This is a genomic window from uncultured Methylobacterium sp., from assembly GCF_964244095.1.
In the GTDB taxonomy this organism is placed as follows: domain Bacteria; phylum Pseudomonadota; class Alphaproteobacteria; order Rhizobiales; family Beijerinckiaceae; genus Methylobacterium.
Genome location: NZ_CAXTHR010000113.1, coordinates 1 through 13,628, shown reverse-complemented (window position 1 = coordinate 13,628; position 13,628 = coordinate 1). Strand labels below are relative to the sequence as shown.

Annotated in this window: 13 protein-coding genes and 1 tRNA gene; 3 read left to right on the top strand and 11 right to left on the bottom strand. The window is 72.1% G+C overall.

Going from position 1 to position 13,628, the window contains the following annotated elements:
- The 5 genes from ACFE86_RS16410 to ACFE86_RS16390 form a co-directional block, all read right to left on the bottom strand.
- Positions 1-500, bottom strand: a 500-nt coding sequence (locus tag ACFE86_RS16410; protein ID WP_375456394.1) for a L,D-transpeptidase, incomplete at its 3' end; no start/stop codon positions are given.
- 234 nt (positions 501-734) lie between these two features.
- Complete coding sequence (locus tag ACFE86_RS16405) at positions 735-1,553, bottom strand: transglutaminase family protein (protein ID WP_375456398.1); 819 nt, start codon at positions 1,551-1,553, stop codon at positions 735-737.
- 69 nt (positions 1,554-1,622) lie between these two features.
- Entirely contained in the window at positions 1,623-2,534 is a 912-nt protein-coding gene (locus tag ACFE86_RS16400) for a transglutaminase N-terminal domain-containing protein (protein WP_375456393.1), read from the bottom strand.
- Between the two features lie 208 nt (positions 2,535-2,742).
- Positions 2,743-3,276 carry a response regulator gene (locus tag ACFE86_RS16395; RefSeq protein ID WP_375456397.1) on the bottom strand — a complete coding sequence of 178 codons (534 nt, stop codon included), beginning with the start codon at positions 3,274-3,276 and terminating at the stop codon, positions 2,743-2,745.
- 164 nt (positions 3,277-3,440) lie between these two features.
- The gene (locus ACFE86_RS16390) at positions 3,441-4,607 is read right to left on the bottom strand and encodes a transglycosylase SLT domain-containing protein (RefSeq protein WP_375456392.1); all 1,167 of its coding nucleotides are present in this window, start codon (positions 4,605-4,607) and stop codon (positions 3,441-3,443) included.
- Positions 4,608-4,867: 260 nt separating this feature from the next.
- Between ACFE86_RS16390 and alaS the strand changes: the two genes are divergently transcribed.
- Complete coding sequence (gene alaS / locus ACFE86_RS16385) at positions 4,868-7,546, top strand: alanine--tRNA ligase (RefSeq protein WP_375456391.1); 2,679 nt, start codon at positions 4,868-4,870, stop codon at positions 7,544-7,546.
- A 4-nt stretch (positions 7,547-7,550) separates the two neighbouring features.
- Here the strand turns inward: alaS and ACFE86_RS16380 are convergent, their stop codons facing one another.
- From ACFE86_RS16380 to ACFE86_RS16370, 3 genes are all read right to left on the bottom strand, one after another.
- On the bottom strand, positions 7,551-7,964 hold the full coding sequence (locus ACFE86_RS16380) for a DUF2147 domain-containing protein (RefSeq protein ID WP_375456390.1): 414 nt from the start codon (positions 7,962-7,964) through the stop codon (positions 7,551-7,553).
- A gap of 73 nt (positions 7,965-8,037) precedes the next feature.
- Positions 8,038-8,601, bottom strand: coding sequence for a hypothetical protein (locus ACFE86_RS16375; RefSeq protein WP_375456389.1), 564 nt, complete (start codon positions 8,599-8,601; stop codon positions 8,038-8,040).
- A 134-nt stretch (positions 8,602-8,735) separates the two neighbouring features.
- Positions 8,736-8,811 (bottom strand) — tRNA-Ala (locus tag ACFE86_RS16370).
- 300 nt (positions 8,812-9,111) lie between these two features.
- On the opposite strand from ACFE86_RS16370, the gene aroA reads away from it, so the two are divergent.
- A complete protein-coding gene (aroA, locus tag ACFE86_RS16365; protein ID WP_375456396.1) occupies positions 9,112-10,461 on the top strand; it encodes a 3-phosphoshikimate 1-carboxyvinyltransferase in 1,350 nt (449 codons plus the stop codon).
- A gap of 4 nt (positions 10,462-10,465) precedes the next feature.
- Positions 10,466-11,098: a (d)CMP kinase gene (gene cmk, locus ACFE86_RS16360; protein WP_375456388.1), complete on the top strand. Its 633-nt coding sequence runs from the start codon at positions 10,466-10,468 to the stop codon at positions 11,096-11,098.
- Between the two features lie 34 nt (positions 11,099-11,132).
- On the opposite strand, the gene moaD is transcribed toward cmk, so the two are convergent.
- From moaD to ACFE86_RS16345, 3 genes are all read right to left on the bottom strand, one after another.
- Positions 11,133-11,384 carry a molybdopterin converting factor subunit 1 gene (gene moaD / locus ACFE86_RS16355; RefSeq protein WP_375456387.1) on the bottom strand — a complete coding sequence of 84 codons (252 nt, stop codon included), beginning with the start codon at positions 11,382-11,384 and terminating at the stop codon, positions 11,133-11,135.
- A gap of 31 nt (positions 11,385-11,415) precedes the next feature.
- Complete coding sequence (gene pgsA, locus ACFE86_RS16350) at positions 11,416-12,015, bottom strand: CDP-diacylglycerol--glycerol-3-phosphate 3-phosphatidyltransferase (protein WP_375456395.1); 600 nt, start codon at positions 12,013-12,015, stop codon at positions 11,416-11,418.
- 60 nt (positions 12,016-12,075) lie between these two features.
- On the bottom strand, positions 12,076-13,628 hold a 1,553-nt coding region (locus tag ACFE86_RS16345), incomplete at its 5' end, for an excinuclease ABC subunit UvrC (protein ID WP_375456386.1).

Sequence of the window (13,628 nt, the reverse complement as noted above, 5' to 3'; positions counted from 1 at the left end):
GGGTTCTCGATGCCGCCGGCCATGTAGCGCGGCAGGTCGGGGCGGCGGGCGATCATCGCGGCCGGCGGCGTCCACGACGGCCACTCCTTCTTGGCGGTCACGGTCTTGGTGCCGGACCATGTGAAGCCGGGGCGACCGACGCCGACGCCGTAGCGGATCGCCTCGCCGTTCGGCATCACGAAGTAGAGCCGGCGCTCGGCGGTGGAGACGACGACGGTGCCGGGGGCGTAGTTGGCGTTGAAGCCGACGATCTCGCGGGGGATCGGCTGAACCTGGGCCTGCGGCGCGGCCTGCACGCCCTGGCCGTAGCCCGGAGCGTAGACCGGCTGCTGCCCGTAATAGTCACGGCTCGGCGTGCCCTGGTAGCCGTAGGACTGATCCTGGTCGTAGCCGTCGAAGGCGTCGGTCCCGAAGGGATCGTAGTTCGAGGCGGCCATGGCCGGCGCGCTGGCGGCAATCGACAATCCGAGGAGAGCGGCGAGGGCGGCGGAGGTCTTCATGATGGGGCCTACCTGTGCAGTAACCTTTGCCATGACAAGCGTGAGCGTAGGGCGCCGGTTCCACAGGTCTGCGAAGATTCTGGGACACGCGAAGATTTCGTCCCGCGCGGGAATACGCAGACGTCCCCTGCGTCGGCAGACGCTCTGCCTGACCATCAAGGTTCGGCTTCGACCTTACCGCTCGCGGCTTCGCGCCCTTCAAGCCCAGCCGATCGACCGCCTCGCCGGACGAGCTCAGAAAACCGCGTCGGTGTGCACGTCGAAGCGGGCGAGGTGCACATAGCCGAAGTTCGTGGTGATCGCGACGTCGGTGGCGTCGCGCCCGCGCGCCATCAGGATGCGGCCGATGCGCGGCGCGTTGTGGCGGGCATCGAACGTGTACCAGCGTCCCCCCTGGGCACCTTCGAGATAGACCTCGAACCACGCGGAGAAATCCATCGGCGCCGGGTCCTTCGGCACGCCGACGTCGCCGAGATAACCGGTGCAATAGCGCGCCGGGATGTTCATGCAGCGGCAGAACGTGACGGCCAGATGCGCGAAGTCGCGGCAGACGCCCTCGCGCTGCATGAAGCCGTCATGGGCGGTGCGGGTCGCGTCGGCGCGCTGGTAGTCGAAGCGGATGCGCTCGTGGACGTAATCGACGATCGCCTGCACCCGCGACCAGCCCTCCGGCGTGCCGGCAAACAGCGACCACGCGGTCTGTGAGAGCTTGTCGGTGTCGCAGTAGCGCGAGCCGAGGAGGTAGACGAGGACGTCGTCGGGCAGGTCCTGCACCGCGACTTGGCGGGCGTCGGGCGCGACGTCGTCGTGCAGCCCGGAATCCAGCACCGTGAAGTCGGCGGAGATGGTCAGCAGGCCGACCGGCGTGACGAGGCGGTGGCAGATGTTGCCGAAGGCGTCGCCGTACTGGCGGCAGGGGATCGGCGGATCGAAGCGGATCGCCTGCGGCGTCAGCAGGTCGGGCAGCCGGGACGGGTGGATGCTGAGCATCAGGATCATCGGGGTCGGCTGCGCCGCGTCGAAGGCGATCTCGAAACCGGTCCTGATCTTCATCGCACCCAACTGACCGTCCTCGTCAAACGAATCGCGCACCGAGCGTCTCCGCGCCGGAGCTCGGGGGTTTCACCGGGCCGAGACGACGCCCGGCGTCGACGCCTGCGCCGCTTCCTCGGTCACGGCGACGTCGACGCGCATGCCGAGGTCGTCGCTCGCGAGGCCGAAATACGAGCCGTGCAGCGGCACCGCCTGCCGCGGATCGCGCGCGAAGGCGACGCGGATCAGGTCGCGGTTGCCGACGATGCCGTTGGTCGGGTCGAACTCGATCCAGCCGGCCCCGGGGAGATAGACGCCGACCCAGGCATGGGTCGAGCCGCCGCCGACATGGCGGTCGCGGTCGTTGCGCGGGTTGTAGAGGTAGCCGGAGACGAAGCGGGCGGCCATGCCGAGCGCGCGCACGCCCTCCATCATCAGGACCGCGAAGTCCCGGCACGAGCCGCGCTTGAGCCGCAGCGTCGTCACCGGGTTCTGCACGCCCTTCTCGCTGCGGGCGAGGTAGGTGAAGTTGCGCCGCACGCTGCGCGTCATCTCGGCGAGCAGGTCCTGCGTCGGGATGCGCCCGTCGGCGGGGACGAAGCCCCGTGCCCAGGCATCGACCACGTGGTGGGCGTCCGGCCATTGCCGCTCGATCGAACGCGAGAGATCCGGCATGTCCTCGGCGCCGTATCCGAACGGGTAATGCGTCGCGTGCGGCGCCAGCGGGAAGACCGGGGCGTGCTCGGGGGTGTGGTCGAGGGTGATGCCGCAGGTGAAGCTCAGGGTGTCGCTGCGGCGATCGAAGTTCGCCACCGCAACGCAGTTGCCGAACACGTCGAACATCCAGCGCAGCGAGGAGGGCTGCGGCGCGATGTCGAGGGTCGCCTCGATCAGGCGCTGGTCGTAGCTGTCCCGCGGCCGGAACATGATTCGGTGCTCGCCGAAGGCGACCGGCCGGCGGTAGCGGTACACGGTGACGTGCCGGACGGACAGGATCGGCAAGGACGTCGGACTCCGCGGACACGTCGCTCTGCAAGTTCCGCGCCCGAGAACGGAGGCGCGGCGCGCGCCGATTTCGTGCCGTGGCCGTGCGGCGTCCCGGGCCGATGGGCGTCACGGCAGAGACCGGGAAGGCTTTCCGCTGCGATGGCTTTTGCCGCAAGACCGGTATGCGCCGCCGGAGCCGGCAGGGAGCCGGACCCGTCCGCGGTCAGGCGACCGGCGGTGCCGGTTGGAGCGTCGCGCGCTCGGCCTCCACCAGCACCTGGAAGGGCCGCCACGGCTTCTGGATGAAGACCGCTTCGGGGGGGATCTCCGGCCGGCCGACGCAGTGGCCGGAGGTGACGACGAGCCGTGCGCGCGGCCACAGGGTCGCCACGGCGTGGGCGAGTTGCAGGCCGTCCATCGCGCCGGCGAGGCGGATGTCGGCGAAGACCAGGGCGACCTCGCCGCCCCGCGCCTGCAGCACCGCAAGCGCCGCCTCGGCGCTGTCGCAGCCGACGACGGAGAGTTCGCTCTCCTCGAGCAACGCCTCGGCCAGCGCACGGACCCCGGGATCGTCCTCGACGACGAGGGCGACGCGCGCGCGGCGCGGCGCGGCCGCGGGCGGTTCGGCGGCGGCCGCGGCATCGGCCTCCGATTGCCGGACCTTGCGCACGAGCACGGCCAGGTGCTCGGGAACGCCCTCGGAGACGAGGCTGTCGTAGAACGACGCCAACGTCTCCCCGATCCGGTCGAGCGGGATGTCGGGGCTCAGGGTGTCGATGGGCCGGTGGCGGATCGGTTTCGTCAAGAACGGCCCCCGCAATCGTTCGCCGCGCGTGCCGCGGATGCGGGATCGCTCGAGGAAGGAAGTCGGGAAAGCGCCGTCAGTTGCGCGCGGCCGACGATTCAGCCCGCCGCATCCGCCTACGGGGCGGCGTCCGCGTCGGCGTAGGCCAGCACGCCGGACACCGCGCGGACGTCGCGGTAGCGCGCGCCGCGGGCGCTCATCATCGCCTCGAACTTCTCGTGGACCTGGGCGACGGACAGGCTCGCGGCCTTCTTGCGGCGGCCGCGCTCGGCCGAGAAGAAGATCGTGCGGTTGGCCCGCGCCGGCCCCGGCAGGAGCTGGGCCGCGGCGGCGCCCGGCTTGTCCACGACCTTGGCGAGGAACGACTCCGCGTCGTCCGGTCCGAGGAAGTGGGCGAGGTAGACCTCGCCGAGCGACAGCTCGCGCCCGATCCGCAGGGCGATCCGCGCGGCGTCGCGCTTCAGCATCTCGCCGGCCATCAGCGCCGACAGGTAGGGGTCGCGGCGCAGTTCGAGGATGCGGGTGCGCTCGGCGGGCTCGGCCACCGACGGGCGGTCGTTGGCGTCGGCCACGATCAGCGCGGCGTCCTTCTCCAGGCCGTATCGCGGCCCGAAGTCGCGCACGCAGCCGAGCCAGGTCCGCTCGATGAACTGGTACAGGCCGGTCGCCGACGAGGTCTTGGCCTGCACGGCGGTGATGAAGCTCGATTCCTTGTCGGCGACCGCCATCAGCAGGACGGGATCGGTCTGCACGGCTTGGGCCGCGCGCACGATGGTCTGGACGAGGTGGCGCCGGATCTTCATCGGCCCGAATTGAAGGACGTCGTTCGGGTCGCCGCCGGCGCTCGCGGAGAGCAGGACGTCGTAGGAGACCCGGTCGACGGCGTTCGAGCCGAGTTCCGTGTCGAGGTCGTGGACCGCGGCGAAGGCGGAGGAGGCGCGCAGCACCATCGACGTCTCGGCGGCCGGCGCCGGCATCGCGCTCGCCTGGATGCGCGGACGCGGCATCGGGATCTCGGTGGCCGCCTGCGCCGAGGACACCGCCTGCTCCAGGCCGATCTTGCCGAGCTCGACGCCCGACCCGATCAGCAGGGCGCTCAGGGCCCCGGCGAACAGCGACATCGACAGGACCGAGCGGGCGAGCGCCGGGCGGCTGCCATGACCGCGCCCGACCGGGTTGGACAGGGTGATGCAGTCGCACGCACCGGCCCCGAAGCGGCCTTTCGCGACAGGGTTGGCGATGTTCGTAGCCTTGCGAGACGATCCGGCGGTGCGGCCCTGCATGTGCGACTCGAAGATCCCGTTTCCGCGCCGACGACGGCGCCACCGCCCGATCTGGCTTGACAGATGTGGCGACAACACGGCCGAGGTTGGGCCGACCCGGCGACGGACCGGCCGTTCCGCCGCGGCACGCCGGAACCGTCGCCGTGAAGCACCCGTGACTTGCGCCGCGTCCCTCCTTAAGAGGGCGCTCTTGACGACGGACGGCCCGCGCAGCCGTTCGTCGTCGCATGAAAAAGCCCGGCCCAGCACAGAGTTATCCGATGAGCGGCGTCAACGAGATCCGGTCGGCCTTCCTCGACTACTTCGCGGGCGCGGGGCACGCGGTCGTGCCCTCGTCGTCGCTGGTGCCGAAAAACGACCCGACGCTGATGTTCACCAACGCCGGGATGGTACAGTTCAAGAACGTGTTCACCGGCGTCGAGAAGCGCCCCTACGCGAAGGCGACCACTGCGCAGAAATGCGTCCGGGCCGGCGGCAAGCACAACGACCTCGACAACGTCGGCTACACCGCGCGCCACCACACCTTCTTCGAGATGCTCGGCAACTTCTCCTTCGGCGACTACTTCAAGCCGCAGGCGATCGAGCTGGCCTGGACCCTCATCACGAAGGAGTTCGGCCTGAAGCCGGACCGCCTGCTCGTCACGGTCTATGCCGACGACGACGAGGCGGCCACGCTGTGGCGGAAGATCGCCGGGTTCTCCGACGACCGGATCATCCGCATCGGCACGTCGGACAACTTCTGGCAGATGGGCGATACCGGCCCGTGCGGGCCGTGCTCGGAGATCTTCATCGACCAGGGGCCGGGGCTCGCCGGCGGCCCGCCCGGCTCGCCGGACGAGGACGGCGACCGCTTCCTCGAATTCTGGAACCTCGTGTTCATGCAGTACGAGCAGGTCGAGCCGGGCAACCGGCTGGTCCTGCCGCGTCCTTCGATCGACACCGGCCTGGGCCTGGAGCGCATGGCCGCGATCCTCCAGGGCGTCACCTCGAACTACGAGACCGACCTGTTCCGTGCGCTGATCGATGCGGTGTCCCACGCCGTCGGGCGGCCGCCGCAGGCATCGAACGTCGCTTCCTACCGGGTGATCGCCGACCACCTGCGCGCCGGCAGCTTCCTGATCGCCGACGGCGTGCTGCCGGGCAACGAGGGCCGCGGCTACGTGCTGCGCCGCATCCTGCGCCGCGCCATGCGCCACCTCGAACTCCTGGGCTCGCGCGAGCCGGCGATGTTCCGCCTCGTGCCTACGCTGGTGCGCGAGATGGGGCGGGCCTATCCCGAACTGGTGCGCGCGGAGAGCCTCATTTCCGAGACGCTGCGCCTGGAGGAGACCCGCTTCCGCCGCACCCTGGAACGCGGGCTGGCGATCCTCGACGCCGAGACCCGCGACCTCGCGGCCGGACAGAAGCTCGACGGCGAGACGGCCTTCACCCTCTACGACACCTACGGCTTCCCCCTCGACCTGACGCAGGACGCGCTCAAGGTCCGCGGCATCGGCGTCGACACCGACGCGTTCGGGCTCGCGATGGAGCGCCAGCGGCAGGCGGCGCGCGCAGCGTGGCAGGGCTCCGGCGAGGCCGCGACCGAGACGGTGTGGTTTTCGGTGAAGGACCGCGCCGGCCCCACCGAGTTCCTCGGCTACGCGAGCGAAGCCGCCGAGGGCGTCGTCACGGCTTTGCTGCGCGAGGGCGCCGAGGTCGAGGCCGTGACGGCCGGCGAGAGCGGGCTGCTGCTCGTCAACCAGACGCCGTTCTACGCCGAGTCCGGCGGTCAGGTCGGCGACACCGGCGTGGTCGCCGCGCCCGGCCTCAGGGCCCGCGTCACCGGCACCGAGAAGAAGCTCGGCGACCTGTTCGTCCACCACGTCACCGTGGAGGCGGGGACCCTGAGCCTGGCCCAGGCGGTTGAGCTGAAGGTCGATCACGCCCGCCGAGCCGCGATCCGCGCCAACCACTCCGCCACCCACCTCCTGCACGAGGCGCTGCGGCAGGTGCTCGGCGACCACGTCGCGCAGAAGGGCTCGCTGGTCGCCCCCGAGCGCCTGCGCTTCGACATCAGCCACCCGAAGCCGATCGAGCCGGCGGAACTCGCCCGCGTCGAGGACATCGCCAACGCGGTGCTGCTCCAGAACGGCGCGATCGTCACCAAGCTGATGGCGGTGGACGAGGCGATCGAATCCGGCGCGCGCGCCCTGTTCGGCGAGAAGTACGGTGAGGAGGTCCGCGTCGTCTCGATGGGCCGGCCGGTGGACGAGGCCGGCACCGAGACCGGGACCGGGCGCCTGCCGCATTTCTCCATCGAGCTCTGCGGCGGCACGCACGCCGCCCGGACAGGGGACATCGGCATCATCACGATCCTGGGGGAGAGCGCGGTCGGCGCAGGCGTGCGCCGCATCGAGGCGATGACCGCCGACGCCGCGCGCCGCCACCGGGCCGAGGAGAGCCGCACGCTCGGCGCGCTGGCCTCCCAGCTCAGGGCGCCGGTGGCGGAGGTGTCGGACCGGCTCGCCGGCCTGATCGAGGATCGCCGCCGGATGGAGCGCGAGGTCTCGGACCTGCGCCGGAAGCTCGCGATGGGGGGCGGCGCGGCGGGTGGCGACGAGGCCTGCGAGGTCGCGGGCATCAAGCTGATGGCACGGGCGATCGCAGGGGTCGAGATGCGCGACCTCAAGAGCCTGGCGGATGCCGGCAAACAGAAGCTCGGCTCCGGCATCGTCGCGATCGTCGGGATCGGCGCCGACGGCAAGGCCGGCCTCGTGGTCGGCGTCACCCCCGACCTCACCGGGCGCTACGACGCCGTAGCCCTGGTCAGGGCCGGCGCCGGCCCCCTCGGCGGCAAGGGCGGCGGCGGGCGCCGCGACATGGCTCAGGCCGGCGGGCCCGACGGCGCGGGCGCGCAGGCGGCGCTCGATGCGATCACCGAGGCGGTGGCGGCGGGGTGAAGCCTCAGCCCGCCCGCTTCCAGGTCTGGCGCTTGCAGAACACGCTCATCACGCAGCCCGAGACCTCGATTGCGTCCGGCCCGGTCATCCTGAGCGAGCCGGAATAGGTCTTGCCGTCCTTCGGGTTGTAGAGCGTGCCGGAATAGCCGTCCGCGGTGGCGCTCGTCGCGCTGACGATCTGTACGCCGACGACGCTGCGCGTGCGCAGCGCCGGATCGGGGTTGTTGGCATCCAACCCCCGGCCGGCGGTGCTGACGAGGGTGCCGCAATAGCCGGCGCCGCAGCGCGACAGCCGCACCTTCGAGTCCCCCGTCTCGGTGAGCCAGAGTCCCGCCGGGTCGCCGGCCTGCGCCTGCACGGCGCTGCCTGCGAGGCAGAGGGCGAGGAGGGCGGGGCAGGAAACGGTTCTCAGGCTCACGGGCGGTCCCTCGGGCGTTCGGGCGGGAGATAGCCGCCGCGGGGCCGCCGCCGCAACCCGCCACCGAGCGGGCTCAGCGGCGCCAGGGCCCGCGCCCGAGCACCGCCCCGAGATAGGTCTCGGCGACCTCGCAGAACGGCAGCCCGGCGCCGGTGGCGAGCACGGCGTCGACCGCGAACAGCGGGTCGGCCGGGCCGGGCTGCCCGGCGCCGGGCTCGCGGAGCGGACGGAGCGCAACGTTGCGCCGGGTCGGTTCGAGGGGACGCACGACCCGGCCGAACGGCGCCTCGGTCTCGTCGAGCGCCGCGTTCATGGCGGGGGTGAGACGGCCGGGCACGTACCAGTTGTCGGCCTCCGACAGGACGTGGTCACCGCAGGCGAGCCGGACCCGTCGATAGCGGACGACCTCGTCGGGAGCCAGCGCGAGCCGCAGGCGCCGGACCGCGCCGAGGGGTTTGTCGGGGCTCGCGACGCGGCGGGCGACGAGGCGTGCCTCGGCGGCGAGGCCGCGCTCGGCGCACCACGCTTCGAGCACGGCGGTGGCGCTGTGGCCGGATAGGATGCGGGCCTGAAGGGTCTCGATCAGCTCGGGCGCCGGGTCGGCAGGGAGCGCGGCGTCGGCCGAGACGGGACGCACCGAACCGATCATCGCCATCGCAAGCGGGAGGAGGACCCATACTGGACGCAGCGGGGCCCGGACCCGCGATAGGCGCCGCCGGCCGGCCGGTGCATGCGGATGTCGCGGCAGGAAAAGGAGAACGAAGGGGAGGATGGTGGAGCCTAACGGGATCGAACCGATGACCTCTTCCATGCCATGGAAGCGCTCTCCCAGCTGAGCTAAGGCCCCACGCTCATCCGCCGCGGCCCTGGTGTGCCGCGGTGGTCCGGCGCCGGTCGGCGATGGCGGCCGGCGAGGGCGGTTCTATAGGCGGGCCGCGGCCGCGACTCAACCCCCTTTCTCGCGATCGCCGGAACTCTTCGCGCCGGCTCGGCTTCGGTAGCGGCGCGGATCGGATGACGGGCGGGACCGCGCGTGATAACCGATCCCCCGCATGAGCCCGCGCGGCGCGGTTGCGGCGCGAAGGCCCCCGGTGCTCCGGCCCCCTCGACGTCGCCGCGCGACGTTCCCTTGCGAAGCTTCCTGCCCGTGCCGCACGATTCCGAGCCGACCCCGCTCTCCGCCGCGTCCGGCGCGCCCTTGCGCGGGCGCCTGCGCCCGCCCGGCGACAAGTCGATCTCGCACCGGGCGATGATCCTCGGCCTGCTCGCGATCGGCGAGACGCGGGTGGAGGGCCTGCTGGAGGGCGACGACGTGCTGCGCACCGCCGCCGCCGCCCGGGCGCTCGGGGCGGGCATGGAGCGGCTGGGGGAGGGGCGCTGGGTGGTGCGCGGCGTCGGCATCGGCGGCCTCGGCGACCCGTCCGAAACCCTCGATTTCGGCAATGCCGGCACCGGCTCGCGGCTGATGATGGGCGTCGTCGGCGGCCAGCCCGTCACCGCGACCTTCGACGGCGACGCGTCCCTGCGCTCGCGGCCGATGCGCCGCATCCTCGACCCGCTGCGCCTGATGGGCACGCAGGTGCTCGCCGAGGCCGAGGGCGGCCGCGTGCCGCTGACGCTGCGGGGCCCGCGCGAGGCGATCCCGATCACCTACGCGACGCCGGCCGCCTCGGCGCAGATCAAGTCGGCGGTGCTGCTCGCCGGCCTCAACGCGCCGGGCACCACGACGGTGATCGAGGCCGCCGCCACCCGCGACCACACCGAGCGGATGCTGCGCCTGTTCGGCGCCGAGGTCTCGGTGACCCCGCACGGGCCGGACGGGCACGGCCGCGCGGTCGCGCTCACCGGCCAGCCGACGCTGCGCGGCACCGGCGTGGCGGTGCCGGCCGATCCCTCCTCGGCCGCGTTCCCGCTGGTCGCGGCGCTGATCGTGCCGGGCTCGGAGATCACGATCGAGGCCGTGATGATGAACCCCCTGCGCACCGGGCTGATCGCCACCCTGATCGAGATGGGCGCCGACATCGAGCGCCTGCGCGAGCGCGAGGAGGGCGGCGAGACCGTCGCGGACCTGCGCGTCCGCGCGAGCCGGCTCAAGGGCGTCGTCGTGCCGGCCGAGCGGGCGCCGGCGATGATCGACGAGTACCCGGTGCTCGCGGTCGCGGCCGCCTTCGCCGAGGGCACCACGCGGATGAAGGGCCTGCACGAATTGCGGGTGAAGGAATCGGATCGCCTCGCCGCGGTCGCCGCCGGCCTGCGGGTCAACGGCGTCGCGCACCTGATCGAAGGCGACGACCTGATCGTCCACGGCGAAGGCAGCCCGCCGCGGGGCGGCGGCACGGTGGCGACGCACCTCGACCATCGCATCGCGATGGCGTTCCTGGTGATGGGTCTCGCGACGCGCGATGCCGTCACCGTCGACGACGGCGCGATGATCGCCACGAGCTTCCCGAGCTTCCTGCCGACGATGCGGGCGCTCGGCGCTCGCATCGGAGGCTAGCCCGATGCCGATGGTCATCGCCATCGACGGGCCGGCGGCGTCGGGCAAGGGCACGCTCGCCCGGCGCCTCGCCGGGCATTATGGCCTGCCGCATCTCGACACCGGCCTGCTCTACCGCGGCGTGGCGCTGACGCTCATCGATGCGGGCGCGTCGCTGGACGACGCGGCGGCCGCCGCCCGCGCGGCCGCCGGCCTGATCGCCGACCGCCTCGCCGACCCGCGCCTGCGCGAGCGGGCGATGGGGGAGGCGGCCTCGCGCATCTCGGCGGTGCCGGCGGTCCGCGCGGCGTTGCTGGCGTGGCAGCAACGCTTCGCCGGGACGAGCGCCGGCGCGGTGCTGGACGGGCGCGACATCGGCACCGTGGTCTGTCCCGACGCGCGGGTAAAACTGTTCATCACCGCCGCCGCCGCCGAGCGCGCACGCCGCCGCCACCGCGAACTCGCGGACCGCGGCGAGGACACGACGCTGGCGGCGATCCTGGCCGACATCGAGGCGCGCGATGCGCGCGATGCGGCCCGCACAACCGCGCCGCTCAGGGCCGCCGCCGACGCGGTGCTGCTCGACACCACCCATCTCGACGCCAACGAGGCCTTTTCCGCCGCCCGCGCGGTGGTGGACCGGGCAAGGACGCAATAACCCGCGTCCGAAGGCGGTGCCGTTCGCTGCGACCTTAACCGCCCGTCATCGGGGGGAAGAACGCGATCTCGCGTGCGCCCGCGATCGGCGCATCGGGCTTGGCGTGGACCTTGTCGATCGCCGCACGGACGATGCCGGCATCCTCGAAGGCGTAGGCGTATTCCTCGCCCCGCCCCTTGAGCCAGCCGATCAGGTCGGCGACCGTCGCCACCTCAGAGGGCGGCGTGAGGACCTCCTCGGGCCGGCCGATGCGCTCGCGCACCCAGGCGAAGTAGACGAGCTTCATCTCTGCGGCGTCCTCGGTCTGTCCGCGACCGCTACCGCGGGTCGTCGATGACGTGCTTGATGCCGGCGCGCATGTAGTCCCAGCCGGTCCACAGGGTGAGCGCCGCCGCGAGCCAGAGCAGCACGAGGCCGATCCGCTCCGTGCCCGGCAGGATCGTCTCGCCGGCGGGGCCCGCGACGAGGAAGCCGAGCGCCACGAGCTGCACCGCCGTCTTCCACTTGGCGACCCGGCTCACCGGCAGGCCGACCTTCAGCTCGGCGAGGTACTCGCGAAGCCCCGAGACCAGCACCTCGCGGCACAGGATGACGATCGCCGCCCAGACCGAGGCGCCGACGATGGTGCGGTCGGCCACCAGCATCAGCAGGCAGGCGGCGACCAGCAGCTTGTCGGCGATCGGGTCGAGCATGCGCCCGAGCGCCGAGCTCTGCGCGTAGGTGCGCGCGACGTAGCCGTCGAGGTAGTCGGTGATCCCGGCGACCACGAAGACCGCGAGCGCCGTGAAGCGGGTCGTCACCGCGTCGGGCCAGAACAGCAGCGCCACCATCACCGGCACGGCCACGAGCCGGCCGTAGGTCAGGCAGTTCGCGAGCGTCCAGGCCTGCGACCGGCGTCGGGGGAGGACGGCATTCATCGGCGCGGTGAAATCACGCGTCTTGCCGAGCGTCAACCGCTCCGGCCCGTCGGTCACGCCTCAGCCCCCTGCATGAAAGAAATCGTAGACCGCCCGCGCGGTGGCGGCGTTGACGCCCGGCGTCCTGGCCAGGTCCTCGAACGCCGCGCGCTCGATCGCCTTGACGGTGCCGAATTGGTGCAGGAGCGCGCGCTTGCGGCTCGGGCCGATGCCGGCGATCTCGTCGAGGGGGTTCCGCACCAGCTCGCGCTTGCGCTTGGCCCGGTGGCTGCCGATCGCGAAGCGGTGCGCCTCGTCGCGCAGGCGCTGCACGAAGTACAGGGTCGGGTCGCGCGGCGGCAGCTTGAAGGCCGGGCGGCCGGGGATGAAGAAGGTCTCGCGGCCGGCGTCGCGGTCGCGGCCCTTGGCGATGCCCACGAGCGCCACGTCGGCGACGCCGATCTCGTCCAGGGCCTTGCGCGCGGCGTCGAGCTGGCCCTTGCCGCCGTCGATCAGCACGAGGTCGGGCCAGGCCGGAAAGCCCTCGGCATCCTCGACCGCCTCGGGCACCGGCTCCGGTGCGGCGCCGTCCGCCGCGGCGGCGGCCGCCTCGGCGACGGTGCGCGGCGCCTCCTTGACGAGGCGCTTGAAGCGGCGCTGCAGCACCTCGCGCATCATCCCGTAATCGTCGCCCGGAATCAGCTCCTCGGACTTGATGTTGAAGGTGCGGTAATGCGTCTTCATGAAGCCGGCAGGCCCCGCGACCACCATCCCGCCCACCGCGTTCGTGCCCGAGATGTGCGAGTTGTCGTAGACCTCGATCCGGCGCGGCGTCCGCTCCAGGGCGAAGGCCTGGCCGAGCGCGACCAGCAGCTTGCCCTGCGAGGCGGTGTCGGCGAGCCGCCGGCCGAGCGCCTCCCTGGCGTTGCGCTGCGCGTAGGCGACCAGCGCCTTGCGCTCGCCGCGCTGCGGCTGGTGCAGCTCGACCCGGTACGCGACCCGGCTGGAGAGCGCGGCGGCCACGAGTTCGGCATCCTCCACCGCGTGGCTCGTCAGCACCACGCGGGGCGCCGGCATCGCGTCGTAGAACTGGCCGATGAACGAGCCCAGCACCTCGTCCGGGCTCATGGAGCGGTCGGCCTTGGGGAAGTAGGCGCGGTTGCCCCAGTTCTGGAAGTTGCGGAAGAAGAACACCTCGATGCAGAACTGCCCGGCCTGCTCGTCCAGCGCGAACACGTCGGCCTCCTCGACCCCTTGAGTGTTGACCCCTTGCGCGCCCTGGATCGCCGAGAGCGCGCTGATCCGGTCGCGGAAGCGCGCGGCGCGCTCGAACGCCATCGCGTCGGAGGCTTCCTGCATCTCGGCGCGCATCCGGTCCTTGACCGCGTTCGACTTGCCGGCGAGGAAGGTCTTGGCCGATTCGGCCATGCCGGCATAGTCGGGAAGCGAGATCTCGCCGGTGCAGGGGCCGGAGCAACGCTTGATCTGGTAGAGCAGGCAGGGCCGGGTGCGGTTCTCGTAGTAGCTGTCGGTGCAGGTGCGCAGCAGGAAGGCGCGCTGCAGGGCGTTCACCGTCCGGTTGACCGCCCAGACGCTGGCGAACGGCCCGTAATAGCTGCCCTTCCGGCGCCGTG